This window comes from Mycobacterium triplex (genome assembly GCF_000689255.1).
Lineage (GTDB): Bacteria > Actinomycetota > Actinomycetes > Mycobacteriales > Mycobacteriaceae > Mycobacterium > Mycobacterium triplex.
Map to the genome: position 1 here is coordinate 4,887,582 of NZ_HG964446.1, position 14,151 is coordinate 4,901,732.

The following is a 14,151-nucleotide window of genomic DNA, read 5'->3' on the forward strand; positions in this document are numbered from 1 at the left end:
TTCGCCGGCACCGAAGCCGGTTAAGCCGAGATGCCTTCCCACAGCTCAATTTCGCCTTCGTCTCGCACCCGTGCCCCGAGCCGGCGGCAGTAGGCGAATTCCGACTGATCGGCGTCCCGCAATGCCCACAGCTTGCTGGTGTAACGATGCAAGCCGTACTCCGCGGTGATGCCGACCGCTCCGTGCAGTTGGTGCGAGGTCCGTGCCACCAGGGTGGCGGCGGTGGCCGCGGCGATGCGAGCCGCCGACACCGCGCCGAACCGCTGCGGTTCGGGCGTGTGAGCATCCGCGCATGCCGAAGTTGCCCGGTCGAGCGCCGACTGGGCGAACCTGGTCCGCACCGCCATCTGCGCCAGCGCGGTCGACACGGCGGGGATCTTTACCAGCGGTGCACCGAACTGCTCGCGCTCTGTCACATACCTGCGGGTGAGTTCGTAAGCCCCCCAAGCGGTGCCGAGCAATGCGGCCGAGCGCGCAAGCGCCAGTCGGTCCATGACCCGCGCGGCGCCGGGTCCGCCCGATATGTTCGTGACCGAGGCGCCGGCAAGGTTTACCCGTGCCTCGGGCAAGCCGGCGATGTCGTGTCCGGGCTCGACGGTGACAGATTCACCCGCCAGCGGGACACTCACGACCGATGATTCCGTCACGATGACCAGCCCCGCGGCTCGGTCGGCGAATGGCACTTGAGTTAGGTTGGCGGTGACGGCTTTTGACGAGACCTCCAGCTCGGGAACTACGACGATCGTGTCGAAACCTTCTCCGTCGGTCACGGAGTCAACGGCGAACGCAGTCGTCGACGCCTCGACGATCGGAGTGTTCAGTCCGGCGCGTGCTAGCTCCCGAACGACGACCACCAGGTCGGCCAGGCTCCCACCCGAACCGCCGTTGTCCTCGGGCATTCCAATTCCGGCGAGCCCCAGTTCGCAAACCTGGCCCCATACTGCGTCCGGGTCAGCGGCGTCCGTTGCGAGGTTGGCGACGAGGTCGGTCAGTTCGCGGGCGAATTCGCTCATGGCCTGATCTCGCTTTTGGTCACGATGGAAAGCAGGACATCTGAGGCGCCGCCGCGAAGCGTGAACCCGGGTGACGCCAGCAGCGCTTCCGCCAAGGGGTCGGTGCGTGAGTTCGGCAACCCCACCCGTCGGGCGAATTCGATGACGTCGTTCTCGAACTCGGTGCCGAGATACTTCAAACTCGCCGCCTCCACGACAGGCGCGCCTCCCGCATCCATCGCGTTGGCGATCTCCCAGCATTGTCGCCGCAGCGTGGCCAGGCGCGCGACCAGTGCGCCCAGCTCCACGTCGTGCTGATCGTCACTGCTATCCCGCAGATGACTGATGACTTCGGCCAAAAGCGGGTAGGTGCTCAACACTCGTTCGGGGCCACCGCGTTCGAACGACAGCTGCTCGATCACCTGACGCCAGCCGTTTCCCTCGGTCCCGAGCAGACGATGCTGCGGGACAAAGACGTCGGTAAAGGTGACCTCGTTGAAGTGGTGCTCGCCCGACATGTCCACGATCGGCGAAACGTCGATCCCGGTAGCGGACATGTCCACGACGAATTCCGACAGGCCTTCGTGCTTCTTGCCGGATGAATCCGTGCGAGCCAACAGATAGGCGTGAGTGGCCCGATGGGCAACACTGGTCCATATCTTGCGGCCGGTGACCGACCAGCCGCCGTCAACCTTCTTCGCGGTCGTACGCACTGCGGCCAGATCCGAGCCGGCCTCCGGCTCACTCATGCCTAGGCAGAAGATGTAGTCAGCGCGGATGATGCCCGGCAGCAATTCCTTTTGCAGCTCAGGGGTGCCGTGGCGCAAGATCGCCGGACCGATCTGACGGTCGGCGATCCAGTGGGCCGCGACCGGCGCTCCGGCACGAAGCAGCTCCTCGGTGACCACAAGTCGTGAGCGAGCGTCGAGTCCGCCGCCACCGAATTCCACCGGCCAGGTGATACCGATCAGCCCACGCGCGGCAAGCTCGCGGGAGAACTCCAGATCGTAGGAGCGCAGCCAGCAGTCGCTGCGCGGCGTGTAGCGCCCCGCCGCCAGCCACGAAGCGGTCAGCTCACGCACCTGTTGACGCAGCGCCGCGAGCCGCTGCGTGGCATCGCCGTCGGCTCGCAGGTCATGTTCCGCCATAGAGGCAGTGTCCGTCATGCCCGCGGGCCCGTTTCCGAGTGGCGCACGGAGACCACGATAACATTTTGAGTTTGGACGTCTCAAATCAGTTCCGGGGAGCACGCGCCCCGAGCATGGCGGAAAACTAAAGCCACTAGGCTGGGGGCGGGCGTCGTCGGCAACCGGCGGCGACGTTCGGAGCGCTTCGAGCGAATTGGAGACCGTGCCCATCATGAACCCACCCAACAGGTTTCCACTGCCCCACGACTCGACGGACCTCAGTGGTCAAGTTGCGCTGGTGACGGGCGCCTCCGCCGGACTCGGCCGTCGCTTCGCCACGGTGCTCGCCGCCGCCGGTGCGGCTGTCGTGGTGGCCGGTCGCCGGCTCGATCGCTTGGCGCAGGTCGCCGCCGAGATCGGCGGGCGCGGCCAGCGCTGCGCACCGCTGGAGATGGACGTGTCGAAACCCGCCGGACTAAGCGAGGCAGTGGACCGCGCCGAGCAGGCGTTCGGAACCATAACGACTCTGGTCAACAATGCCGCGATTCCAGATGCTCAACGGGCACATCGCATGTCGCTGGAGTTGATCGACGCGGTCATCGATACGAACCTGCGCGGACCGTTCGTACTCACGTGCGAGGTAGCCCGGCGGCTCATCGCTGCGGGGTTGCCGGGCCGGATCATCAACCTCTCCTCAATGGGGGCCTATCACTACCAGGGCGACGGGGCCGCTCTGTACTCGATAACCAAAGCGGCCGTCAGCCGGATGACCGAAGCGCTGGCGGTCGAGTGGGTCCGCTATGGCATCAACGTCAACGCGATCGCGCCGGGTGCATTCATGACCGAGATGATGGAGGGCCGGATCGCGCGCGTCGGCGACTTCACAGACGACCTGCCCCGCAAGCGGATCGGCGACCCGGCTCAACTCGACAGCACGCTGCTCTACCTCGCGGCACCGGCGTCAGAATTCGTCACCGGAACCATCGTGAAGGTCGACGACGGGCAATTCCCCCGCTGAGGCCGCCGGTTATACAAACAGTGCTTGATTAACCGCGGTCGACGTCAGTACGCTCCGCACATGACCATCCGGCACGGCGATCTTCGGCTCGAGCGCGACGGTGACGTGGTCGAGATCGTGTGGGCGGCGCCGGGGCTCAACCTGTTCACCCCCGAGGTGGCCGACGCGTACGACGCTGCGCTAGACGATCTTTCGGATGACGTGCGAGCGCTGATCGTGCGCGCGGAAGGCAAGGTCTTCTGCGCGGGGGTACAGGCACAGCAGTTCACCATCATGGACGCCGCTGCCGGCACCGAGTTCAGCCGACGCCTGCTGGGCCTGGTCCAGCGGATCGAGCGCCTCCCGGTGCCCACGGTCGCGGTGGTGCACGGATTGAATCTCACCATCGGCCTCGAATTGACGCTGGCCTGCGACTTCATCTGGGCGGCTTCGAAAGCCAGCATGGGCCTCGTCGAAGCCCGGGTGGGCATCACCCCCGCCGCCGGAGGCACCCAAAGACTCGTCGCGCGCGCCGGGGTGGCACACGCCACCGAAATGGTGATCACCGGGCGAACCTACGAAGCGCCGCTGCTGCATGACTGGGGGGTCGTGGACAAGGTCCTCCCGGAATCCGAATTGTTGGCGGCGGCGCGCGCATTCGCGGCCGAACTCGCGGCGGGGCCAACCGTGGCCACCGGGATCGCCAAGCAGATCATCACACTCGCCCGAGATCGTGGCGTCGCCGCCGCCGACGCGGCGACCCCAGACCTGGCGGGACCGGTGCTGAGCAGCGAGGACGCGGCCATCGGCGTCGAGACGCTGCTGGCACATGGACCGTCCGCTAAGCCCGCTTTCCGCGGCCGTTAGCAGGTCCGCGGCCGGCCGGCAGCCACCGCGCCTGGCGCACTTTGATCGCGGCATCGATCGCATCGAGGATGCTCGACGTCACGAGGTCGAAGATCTCCTCCGAGGACAGACCGCTCTCCGACATCGCCTTGGCCAGCGCGGGATATTTGTCGGAGTCGATGTCGTGCTGATCCTCGGGCGAATAGCCTTGCGTGTCATGCAAAGCGCTGCCGATGGCGAACAGCTCCAGCGCATCGAGCAACGGCATGACCGCCGCGCTCGGCACCCCCTCCGCCATCAACCGTTCCGCCGAGGTGTCCAGCATGCGCACGCCCATCCCCAGCGATCGCTTGGACACGATCAGGGGCACCAGTCCTGGATGCTCGAGCAACGCGTTGCGCAAATTGCGCGCGTTCTGAGACAGCCAGTGCCGCCAATTGTCTTCCGACGCTTCGGGGGTGCGGACTTTGCTAAGCGCCAATTCCGCTGCCCCAACTAGGATTTCATCCTTATTTTCGAAGTGATGGTAGAGCGACGCGCCGTTGACTCCCAGCGCGTCGGCCAGTCGACGGATGCTCAAACTCGCCAGGCCGTCTTCGTCGATGATGGTGAGCGCCGTTTCAAGCACCTTGCGCCGCGAGATCAACGCAACCTTGGGCCGTACCATGCCGTTCACCTTCCAGGAATGTGTGCCCCCAGGTTAACCAAACACCGCCCCACCCGGCGGGGCGACACTCATTGCGCCGACACGGTCGGGGTCAGCGAACCGTATCGCTTCTTCAAGTCGGCCTTGGGCAGCTTGCCGGTCACGTTGCGCTCGAACGGCTCCACCGCCATGAACTCGGCCGGCACCTTGTACCTGGCCAGGCGCTCGCGACAATGCCCGGCGAGTGCGTCGCGGTCGAGCTCGGCCCCCGGATTGAGCACGATCAACGCCCGGCCGACCTCACCCCAGCGCTCGTCGACGATCGGGATGACGGCCGCATCGGCAACATCGGGATGCTCGTGGAGCACTCGCTCGACCTCGGCCGGGTAGACGTTCTCCCCACCCGACTTGTACATGTCCTTGAAGCGGTCGACCATCGTCAAGAAACCGTCTTCGTCACGCTTGACCGCATCGCCGGTGCGGAACCAGTCCCCGGCGAAGGAGGCGTCGTCATCCCGATTGCGGCGCCAGTATCCGACCGTCACTGCCGGCCCATTGGCCCACAGCTCTCCTGCCTCGCCGACCCCGACATCCCGGCCGTCCGGGCCAACAATGCGAATGTTGGTGTACTGCACGGGATCACCGCACGAACCGAATTTCGTGAGCGTGTCCGATGTCCTCACCACGCTGACGATGGGCCCCATCTCGGTGGCACCGTACCCGGGGCTCAACGGCCAGCCGCGGTCGTAGAACGCCTTGGTGACCTCGTAGTTCAAGAACCCGCCGCCGACCTGGCCGTGGGTCAGATGGCCGAAATCGGCGTCGGCGAACGCCGGAACCCCCGCCATCACCTGGTACATCACCGGCGCTCCGGAGAAATGGGTGAATCCCTGTGCGGGATCGGAAAGCAACCTCACCACCTCCGCCGGGTCGAAGGCGGGCACGATCGCCACCGTGCCGCCCAGCGCGAGGATCGGGTTGGTCATGCTGTTCAGGCCCGCAGCGTGAAAGAACGGCAGCACCGCGAGATATCGGCTGCGCGAAGTGAGTTCGTAAGGATCCAGCGAATTAAGCATCTGGTAGTGCAGCATCCGGTGCGTGCAGATCGCGGCCTTCGGACGTCCGGTGGTCCCCGACGTGTAGATCAGCTGGACCGGATCGGTGACCTCGACGGTGGGCCTGGCACTCCGACGCGACGCGCCTTCCGCCGCGGCGACGATGTCGTACCCGGCACCCTCTGCGTCGAACGAAGCCAGCCGTGGAACCCGCGCGGCTGCGCCGACTCGTGCCGCCACGTCACCCCAGGTCGCGTCGTGCACAAGCACGGCGGGTTCTGAATCGGCACAGCAGAACTCGAGCTCAGGTTGCGCGAGCCGAAAGTTCAGCGGAACCAAGATGGCCCCGATCCGCATGCACGCGAACTGCAAGATCAATATCCAGGGGTGATTGGCAGCCAGCACCGCGACCCGGTCGCCGCGGCCGACACCGAGGTCGTCGGTCAGCGCACCCGCCAACCCGGCAACCCGGTCCTCAAGCTCACGCCACGTGTGCACCTCACCGGAGCGGGCGTCCTCGATTGCCGGGCGATCCGGCCGGCGGTGGCAGTGATAGTCAACGACGTCGGTCGCATAGTGCTCAATGCTCATCGCCGGTCCCTTCAACGTTGCTGTGGCACATCGGCACTGCGGTGCGCTCATCATAACCATATGATGTTTGGTTGAATATCCCCGACTCATCGCCGGGTGCCAATCGGATTACGGGGACGGCCGACGCGCCACGAGCGGGCCGGCAACCTTGCTATACCAAACGTTGTTCGATAAAGTGACCGTCGAAGTCACCCGGATCGGGAGCATCGCTGTGGATCAGTTCGACCATCACTCGCAGGACTTCGCCCAGCACTGGCGCGACATCTATGCCGGCATGCGGCGAGACTGCCCCGTCGCGCACAGTGATCGGCATGACGGCTTCTCGGTGCTGACCCGTTATGACGACATCAAGAAGGTGCTGGCCGACCCCGAGACATTCGTCAGTGGCCGCGAACTCTCGTTCGGGGACAACGTGGTGAGGGGCGGCGCGACGGTGCCGACCAACCCGGTGCGCATGGGCATGATGGAGATGGACCCACCGGTATCCCAGGCCTACCGCAAGCTGCTGGCTCCGCTGTTGTCGCGCAAGGCGATCGACGCATACCGCCCACGAATGCAGGAGATTGTGTCGTGGACGATCGATCGCGTGATCGCCTCCGGCAGCGTCGATTTCGTCGACCAAATCGCCAATCCGCTGCCCGCAATGGTGTCCCTCGACTACTTCGGCCTGTCCCTGGACAAGTGGGAGCAGTACGCCACGACGTTGCACAAAGCCGTGTACCGGGAAAAGGGTTCGGCGCGCGATCTCGTGACGCTGATCGAGGATGTGCGGTCTACCGTCGTCGAGCGGCGAGCGAGTGCCGGCGCGCGCGGCGATCTGGTCGATGCGCTGCTGACCGGCGAAGTCGACGGCAAGCCCCTCGACGACGACATGGTCACCGAATTGTTGTTCATGTTGCTGAACGGCGGGATTGATACCTCGACCGCACTGATCGCGCACATGTTCGGTTACCTTGGCGCGCATCCCAGCGCCCGCGAGATGCTGATCGCCGAGCCCACCCGGATTCCCGCCGCCATCGATGAGATGTTGCGGTACTTCCCTCCCGGCACTGGGGTTGCCCGCACCGTCGCCAAACCCGTCGACATCGATGGTCACCGATTCGCCCCGGGTGATCGGGTGTACTGCGCGATCGGTGGGGCCAATCTCGATCCCGACGTCTTTGCGCACCCCGACGAGGTCCGGTTGGACCGCGAAAACAGCGGCAAGCACTTGTCTTTCGGATTTGGTGTGCATCGCTGCCTCGGGTCGTTCTTGGCACCGATGGAGTTGACCGTGCTGCTCGGCGAAGTGCTCAATCGGATGCCCGACTACGTCATCGACGTCGAGCGGGTCCGGGCGTATCCGACAATCCCTTTGGTCAACGGCTACCTCGCGATGCCGGCCACCTTCACCCCCGGCCCTCGGGTGCTGACCGGTTTCGCCAGCGCCCTACCGGTTCGGCTGACAGCCGCGACCGCGGGCTGACTCGGGGTCGATCAGTCACCGTCCAGATAGCCCGTGCGGGTCCGATCGAGAAAGGTTTGCCTTGCGGCGGAGGCGTCTCCGAGCATGTTGAGCTCGAAGGTGTAGCTAAGCTCCTGTCGGTAGAGCGTGCGTAGATCGCGGGCGGCGGTGTTGTTCAGCGACTGTTTCATCGCACGCACCACCCGGGGTGTCTTGGCCGCGATCGTCGCCGCGACTTCCCTGGCCCGGTCGACCGCCGCCGCCACGCTCGGTTCCACGTGGTAAACGCTGCCGTAGCCGTACAACTCGGCGATGTCGAACGGTTCACAGGTGAACATCGCGGCGCGCATCCGCTTCTCCGGCAGCAACCCGAGCGCCTGCACTCCGCCGGTCGTGGCTCCGTTGTCGACCTCGGCGAGCACGAATTTCGTTGCCACACAGCCGATGAGCACATCGCAGGTGCCGGCTATCAGCACCCCCACTCCAACGCAGTAGCCATGGACGCAACCGATCACCGGTACCGCGCACTCGGCAATCGCCAGGCTGGAATCCTGCGACCCCCTGGCCTGTCCGAGAATTCCCTCAAACCCCGGCAACGCCTGAACCTCTTTGAGGTCACCACCGGCGCAGAACCCTTTGCCGTCGGCGCGAAGCACGACCGCGCGAACCTCACCGCGGTGCTCATAGCTGCGCAGCAACTCCGTAAGACGTGCCAAATCGGCGATCGTGTAAGCGTTGGCGGGCGGATGGCAGACCACCAGCTCGGCCACCCCATTGGCGTGGATCGTCTCCGTTACGGACACGCCGGCTCTTTCAGCACCGACGCCGAGGCGGACAACAGCTCACGCGCCTGCGTGACGATCCGCGTGACCAGCTCGGCCACGGTGGGAATGTCGTGGATCGCCGCGGACACCTGACCGGCGACCAGCAGGCCGCGCTCGACGTCACCGTCGCGCTGGGCGACACGGATCTGCTCTTCTTCCCAGGCCTGGAACTCCGTGGGCGAGAGTGTCTCTCGTGCCTTGTCCAGCGCGGCGATCGCGTCGTTACGCAATCCGCGGATCGGTGCGTAGATGCCGCCGTAGACGACGTCATCCCATTCTTTGGCGTCGACGATGCGCTGCTTGTAGGCTTGATGCCATTGGTGTTCCCGAGTGGCGATGAAGCGGGTACCCATGGCCGCCGCGGCACCACCCATCGCCAGCACCGCGGCCAGCCCCCGTCCGTCGCAGATGCCACCGGAGACCACCACCGGCAGGTCGAGGGCGCCAATTACCTGCGGCGCCAACACCATTGTGTGCACGCCTTTGGCGTGGGTATGCCCGCCCATCTCGTAGCCGGACGCGATGATGACGTCCGCCCCGTAATCGGCGGCCTTCACCGCGTGCCGCACCGAACCCACCTTGGCCATGTGCACCAGGCCGGATTCGCGGATGGCGGAACCGAACTCGCCGGCGAAACCCGCCGAGGTCACGATCGCACGCAGCTGCTCGGCCGCCTTGCCGCCGTCGCGCTTGACCGATATCGCTTCGTCGATGCAGGTGCGGCTGACCAGCAGCAGTTCTCCGTCAGGGGTGCGACCGACCGGCACATTAACCGCGAACGGGCGGTCGGTGTTCGAGGCGACATGCTCGATCGCGCCACGAAAGCCCTTGCGCAGAAAGTCTTCCGAAGTGTTGACGATGCTCGGACAGCTGACTGTGCCCAGCCCGCCGGCCGCCGATACCGCGGCGGCCAGGTATGTCGTGGGCGAGGGGCCCATGCCGTCCTGCATGACCGGGTACTCGACACCAACGAGATCCTGGAATCGGCGCCACATATGGCTCACCACGGCCTCCCAATCATAGACATTCACCGACCGCCCTCATCGCGGCCGACGGACACGGTCTTGGGATGCGGCATCGGGTGCCGCACATCAGGCGCTTCGTCGGGAGCCTGTTCACGCACCCACCGCACCGCCTCGAGGTAAGCGTCGATGAGCCGGTCCTCGGCGTCGTAATCGAAACGGGCCGGATACAACGGATAGTCCGCGGGCGTCACCGGGTTGGCGATGAGCCACTCGACCGCCTCGACCATTGCCACGTGTGCGGGCACCACCTGTGTATAGCCAAGCTCGCGTTTGGCCTTGTTGTTGTCCAGCAGAATGTGGGGGTCACCGGTCGGCGGCAGCAGCTCGATGAGCGCTGACGGCGCCATCTCCCGGGGCACCCCGACAAATTCCAGCTCGGCGCCCATGATGTCGACGACGGCGTCGGCCCACTGCCGCACCGTGAACTGGTCGTCATCGGCGGCGTTGTAGGCCTGCCCGTTGGCCACCTCGGGATGGTCCACCGCACCGAGCACCACCGCGGCGGCATTGCGCCCGGCGCACCGAGAGATGATCCATAATCCGTTGTCCGGCAATATCATCCGGGTCCTACCGTCACGAACCCGACGCATCACGGACCACTCCCACGGCACCAGGTTGCGGGGACCGTAGATCGCCGGGTAACGGATCACCGTGCCCCGGTAATCACCGGCCTCAGCCCGGTCGAGCACCGCTCGTTCAGCGGCGCGAATCAGCTTGGCGAATTTCGGGACCGGCTCGGTGGCGTCGGACAGCGGGCCGTCCTCGCGGGCGTTTAGCGCCATACCGTAGGGGTGGATCTTGGCCGCCTGCAGGCACCCTCGGTAGGCGGGCACGCCGCCGATGCTGATCAGGTGCCCGCACCGACCGGCGAACACCTCGGCGATGGTGGCGACTCGTCCGTACATCGCCAGCACCAGGTCGTACTGTGCACTGCCAATGGCCTCGGTCAGGGTGTCCGGGAAGTGCGGGTCGGCGTGGATATGCGGGACATCCGGTAGACCATCGGGTTCGTGCACGCCGCGGTGCAGCATCGTCACGTCGTGGCCGCGGCGCAGTAGGCCCTCCAGCACCGGAACACCCGTGGATCCGCTGCCGCCGATAACAAGCGTCTTCATCGCCTCACCACTCGCAGTTGGATTAACCAAACAGTAATTGGTTCGTGGCCATCAAACCACACCGTCGGCCTGCTTAGCCAGCGCCGGGAACTGCGCCACAACGCGTTCGACGACCAATCGGGCCGAGTGCACGCAGCCGCTTTGACCCGCTGTCGCCCATTCCCGCACTCCGTCCCCGACGTTGAACAGGTTGGGAATCGGGGTGGTCTGCGGAAGGTCGCGGCCGGCGATTGCCCGCTGAGCGGGCCAGTCCTCACCCGCACATATTTGGATCGACAGGATCTTTGCCGTCTCGAAACCTGGAAAGTGCTCGGCGAGATCGGCTTTCAGCATTTCGATCTCGGCGGCTTCATCGAACGCACCGGTCGCCGGATGTGGCGTGCCGGCGCCGGCGTAGAGATGCCATCCCGGTGGCGCCATCTCGGGGCACGTCTCGGTCAGGTTGGCCGCGTAGGCGAGTCGGCGGGTCGGACCGAAGAACACCACGCCGGGCACCGTGGTCAGCGGCCGCCGGCTGGCGAAGTTCACCGTGATCAGCGTGCTCGGTGCCGACTGCGCCCGAATCCGTTCGGCGTACCCGCGGGGCAGATTCTCCTCGCCGCACATTCGCACCGTCGCCACCGGGCCGGCGTTGCTGACCACGACGCCCACCGAGACCGACACGTCCCGGCCGTCGTGGCGCACGATTGCGCCGTCGACGCGACCGGCGTCGTCGAATGTCAGCCGGGTGACCTCGCTATTGAGCCACAGCACCCCGCCGGTGCGCTGAAATTCGTCGGCCAATGCCCGCCACGGGCCGATGCTGCCCTCGGGATGCATGGCGTAGGTGTCCAACGCCTTTGGTTTGGTCAGGTAGTCGAACAGCAGTGCGGCTTCCACGTCGGCAGGCTCGGCCGCAAACAGGGCGCTGGTCAGATTGCGCAGCAGGCCGCGGACAAACGGTCCGCGCCGCGTCGTGACGTCCGCGAGCGTGCGCCCCGACGAAGGTCGTAGCCGCGGGAACCGCCGAGCGGTGACACCCAGCAGCGCAACCGCCCACTTCAGCATCGCGCCGGGCACCCCGTTCATCACCGGCACATCGCGTTTGCCCAGACGCAACACCAGCGGCTGCGCGGGCAACCTGGTCCCCATCGAGAGCCCCAGATCGTCGAACAGCCTCCCGTTCTCGCCGCCCGTTTCGATGATCAACGCACCGGTGTTGACCCGGAATCCGTCGATGTCGACCGTGGAGGCTCGTCCGCCGACTCGATCGCGGCATTCGGCGAGCAAGGTCCGATATCCGAGCTTGTTCAGGCGCGCCGCCGCTGCCATGCCACCGGCGCCCGCACCAATGACCAATACGTCAAACACTTCGTCAGCTGACCCAGACACCTTGCCCCTCAAATTCTTTGCGGTCGCATCGAGGGCCACCGAGTATCACTTGGCCACGGCGCCCGCATCGACGGGCAGCGAGATGCCGGTGATGTAGCGGGCTTCGTCGCTGGCCAGGAACAACACCGCATTACTCACGTCGTCGCTTTCGATCCACGGCACCGGCAACGCGTTCATCTCCCCGGCCGGAACGGCGAACTTGTCCCGCGTGGGATGCGGATCGTCGGGCAAGAAGATCCGATAAGTCGCCTCGTTCATGATCATGTCGGTATCGACACACGTCGGGTTGACCGTGTTCACCCGGATGCTCAACGGCGCCAGCTCGAGCGCCAGCGTCTTCATCAACCCGACCACGCCGTGCTTGGCCGCGACATAGTGCGCGAGTCCGGGCTGACCGATGAGCCCGGCGATGCTGCTGGTCAGCACGATCGATCCACCATTGCCGCCGGCAATCAGGTGCGGCACCGCGGCTTTCGTCGTTCGCCACACCCCGGACAGGTTGATATCGACCACCTGCGACCAGGTCTGCTCAGACAGTTCGAACGACGGGCCGATCGACATGATGCCCGCATTCGCCACCACGATGTCGAGTCGCCCGAGTTGGCTCACGCCGTCGTTCACCGCCGCGGTCAGCGCCTCACCGTCGCGGACGTCGACCTCGCGGGTCACCACGTTCTGGCCGAGTTCCTTGACCTGGCGGCCGGTCTCCTCGAGATCCTCCGGCGTCGCCAGCGCATAGGGCACCGACTCGATCTGCCGGCAGATATCGAGCGCGATGATGTCGGCGCCCTCCGCGGCCAGCCGCAGCGCGTGGCTGCGACCCTGACCGCGCGCCGCTCCGGTGATCAGCGCGACCTTGCCGGCTACCCGTCCGGTCATCTACTTCTCCAATCAAGGGTGGACGAAATAAGCTTCTGCTCAAACCTTTTCGAAAATCAACGGAACACGGTCGGGGCAGTTGGCGATACCGGGGGCCCACTTGAGGTCGGCCGGGTCTCCGTCGAATTTCAGGTTGGTGATGCGCGCCAATAACTCTTCGAACGCGATCGTGATCTCGACCCGGGCCAGGTGCATGCCCACACACCGGTGAATCCCCAGACCGAAGCCGGCATTGCCCCCTCGCGGTGGGTCGAACTGCAGCCGGTCGGCGTCGGGGAACTTCTCTTCATCGCGATTGGCCGAGTCGAAACGCACCAACACCCGGTCACCCTTGCGCATCGGGCAACCGCCAACCTCGGTGTCCCGGGTGACCGTGCGGCCGAATGTGGCGACCGGGGAAGCGTGCCGGATGAACTCATCCATGTCGTTACGTACCCAACGCGGATCACGTACGCGGGCTTCAAGTTCCGGCTGCAGCGCGATGTTCATGGCGATGGTGCCAATCGCCGAGCGGGTGGTGTCCAGCCCACCCAGGAATAGCACGCAGATCGCGCCGAGCGCTTCCTGCGGGTCCAGCGGCTTGCCGTCGACGGTGCCGGTCACCAGGGACCGCAGAATGCCCTCTTCGGCGGGCGGGTTCTCCGTGGCCGCGGCCAGGTATTCGGCGGCCAGCATGCCAAGGTTGATGAAGGCTTGCTCGGTGCCGTCCTCGGTCACGGCGAACACGACCTCTTTGGCCCGCTCCATTTTCGCCATGTCGGTCTCCTTGAAGACCACCGACGCGAGCACCCGGGAGACGAACGGTCCGGCGAACTCGCCCAGGAGTTCAACCTTGCCGTTGTCGATGAACCCGTCGATGAGCTCGCGGGCGATGCTGCGCATTTCGGTTTCGAACGTCAGCGAGTACTTGCGCGACAGGTAGGGGTTGAGCAGCTTACGAAATCCGGTGTGCAGCGGCGGATCCGAATCCAGTGGGCCCAGGCCGATCGGGGTGGGCGCCGGTGATCCTCCCCGCGACGAGAACGTTTCCGGATCCTCGAGAACCTTCCGGACATCGGCGTACCGGGTGACCATCCACATCGGCCCGGTCAGTTCGGTCTCGACGCGCACCACCGGACAGTGCCTGCGCGCATAGGCGAAAGCGTCGTACTTCCAGTTCTCGTGTTCGGGGTCGAACAGGTCGAAGGTGGGCAGCAGAGCGGCGGCGTCGCGCTCAACAGCGGAAGAAGTCATGGAAAC

At 65.5% G+C, this 14,151-nt stretch carries 13 protein-coding genes; 3 read left to right on the plus strand and 10 right to left on the minus strand.

The features are described 5' to 3' along the window. Positions 1-20 precede the first annotated feature (20 nt). Together BN973_RS22570 and BN973_RS22575 are read right to left on the minus strand one after the other, a co-directional pair. The gene (locus BN973_RS22570; protein WP_036470962.1) at positions 21-1,013 is read right to left on the minus strand and encodes an acyl-CoA dehydrogenase family protein; all 993 of its coding nucleotides are present in this window, start codon (positions 1,011-1,013) and stop codon (positions 21-23) included. After that, positions 1,010-2,353 carry an acyl-CoA dehydrogenase family protein gene (locus tag BN973_RS22575; protein WP_232232126.1) on the minus strand — a complete coding sequence of 448 codons (1,344 nt, stop codon included), beginning with the start codon at positions 2,351-2,353 and terminating at the stop codon, positions 1,010-1,012. Before BN973_RS22575 ends, BN973_RS22570 begins: the two co-directional genes overlap by 4 nt. On the opposite strand from BN973_RS22575, the gene BN973_RS22580 reads away from it, so the two are divergent. Both BN973_RS22580 and BN973_RS22585 read left to right on the plus strand, forming a co-directional pair. Further along, entirely contained in the window at positions 2,352-3,137 is a 786-nt protein-coding gene (locus BN973_RS22580; protein ID WP_036472887.1) for an SDR family NAD(P)-dependent oxidoreductase, read from the plus strand. The two genes, BN973_RS22575 and BN973_RS22580, sit on opposite strands and share 2 nt — an antisense overlap. 60 nt (positions 3,138-3,197) lie before the next feature. Beyond that, complete coding sequence (locus BN973_RS22585; RefSeq protein WP_036470963.1) at positions 3,198-3,983, plus strand: enoyl-CoA hydratase/isomerase family protein; 786 nt, start codon at positions 3,198-3,200, stop codon at positions 3,981-3,983. On the opposite strand, the gene BN973_RS22590 is transcribed toward BN973_RS22585, so the two are convergent. Further along, entirely contained in the window at positions 3,958-4,608 is a 651-nt protein-coding gene (locus BN973_RS22590; protein WP_232232127.1) for a TetR/AcrR family transcriptional regulator, read from the minus strand. The genes BN973_RS22585 and BN973_RS22590 overlap by 26 nt on opposite strands. Before the next feature lie 89 nt (positions 4,609-4,697). Beyond that, the gene (locus tag BN973_RS22595; protein WP_036470964.1) at positions 4,698-6,254 is read right to left on the minus strand and encodes an AMP-binding protein; all 1,557 of its coding nucleotides are present in this window, start codon (positions 6,252-6,254) and stop codon (positions 4,698-4,700) included. Positions 6,255-6,429: 175 nt separating this feature from the next. Between BN973_RS22595 and BN973_RS22600 the strand changes: the two genes are divergently transcribed. After that, positions 6,430-7,719: a cytochrome P450 gene (locus BN973_RS22600; protein ID WP_232232128.1), complete on the plus strand. Its 1,290-nt coding sequence runs from the start codon at positions 6,430-6,432 to the stop codon at positions 7,717-7,719. Positions 7,720-7,730: 11 nt separating this feature from the next. On the opposite strand, the gene BN973_RS22605 is transcribed toward BN973_RS22600, so the two are convergent. From BN973_RS22605 to BN973_RS22630, 6 genes are all read right to left on the minus strand, one after another. Next, positions 7,731-8,501 (minus strand): enoyl-CoA hydratase-related protein, encoded by a 771-nt coding sequence (locus tag BN973_RS22605; RefSeq protein WP_036470965.1) that lies wholly within the window; start codon positions 8,499-8,501, stop codon positions 7,731-7,733. Further along, the gene (locus tag BN973_RS22610; protein WP_232232129.1) at positions 8,492-9,553 is read right to left on the minus strand and encodes an NAD(P)H-dependent flavin oxidoreductase; all 1,062 of its coding nucleotides are present in this window, start codon (positions 9,551-9,553) and stop codon (positions 8,492-8,494) included. The genes BN973_RS22605 and BN973_RS22610 overlap by 10 nt, the downstream gene beginning before the upstream one ends. After that, positions 9,550-10,662 carry a Rossmann-fold NAD(P)-binding domain-containing protein gene (locus BN973_RS22615; RefSeq protein WP_036470966.1) on the minus strand — a complete coding sequence of 371 codons (1,113 nt, stop codon included), beginning with the start codon at positions 10,660-10,662 and terminating at the stop codon, positions 9,550-9,552. The genes BN973_RS22610 and BN973_RS22615 overlap by 4 nt, the downstream gene beginning before the upstream one ends. Positions 10,663-10,713: 51 nt before the next feature. Continuing rightward, positions 10,714-12,012 (minus strand): FAD-dependent oxidoreductase, encoded by a 1,299-nt coding sequence (locus BN973_RS22620; RefSeq protein WP_232232130.1) that lies wholly within the window; start codon positions 12,010-12,012, stop codon positions 10,714-10,716. A gap of 66 nt (positions 12,013-12,078) precedes the next feature. Beyond that, entirely contained in the window at positions 12,079-12,912 is an 834-nt protein-coding gene (locus tag BN973_RS22625; RefSeq protein ID WP_036470967.1) for a mycofactocin-coupled SDR family oxidoreductase, read from the minus strand. Between the two features lie 39 nt (positions 12,913-12,951). After that, positions 12,952-14,145, minus strand: a complete 1,194-nt coding sequence (locus BN973_RS22630; RefSeq protein ID WP_036470968.1) for a cytochrome P450 — start codon at positions 14,143-14,145, stop codon at positions 12,952-12,954. Between the last annotated feature and the right edge of the window lie 6 nt (positions 14,146-14,151).

Excerpts from the sequence above, each read along its gene's own strand:
- BN973_RS22625 (WP_036470967.1), bottom strand. The coding sequence starts at position 12,912 with ATGACCGGACGGGTAGCCGGCAAGGTCGCGCTGATCACCGGAGCGGCG.
- BN973_RS22615 (WP_036470966.1), bottom strand. The coding sequence starts at position 10,662 with ATGAAGACGCTTGTTATCGGCGGCAGCGGATCCACGGGTGTTCCGGTG.
- BN973_RS22630 (WP_036470968.1), bottom strand. The coding sequence starts at position 14,145 with ATGACTTCTTCCGCTGTTGAGCGCGACGCCGCCGCTCTGCTGCCCACC.
- BN973_RS22585 (WP_036470963.1), top strand. The coding sequence starts at position 3,198 with ATGACCATCCGGCACGGCGATCTTCGGCTCGAGCGCGACGGTGACGTG.
- BN973_RS22575 (WP_232232126.1), bottom strand. The coding sequence starts at position 2,353 with ATGATGGGCACGGTCTCCAATTCGCTCGAAGCGCTCCGAACGTCGCCG.
- BN973_RS22570 (WP_036470962.1), bottom strand. The coding sequence starts at position 1,013 with ATGAGCGAATTCGCCCGCGAACTGACCGACCTCGTCGCCAACCTCGCA.
- BN973_RS22595 (WP_036470964.1), bottom strand. The coding sequence starts at position 6,254 with ATGAGCATTGAGCACTATGCGACCGACGTCGTTGACTATCACTGCCAC.
- BN973_RS22580 (WP_036472887.1), top strand. The coding sequence starts at position 2,352 with ATGAACCCACCCAACAGGTTTCCACTGCCCCACGACTCGACGGACCTC.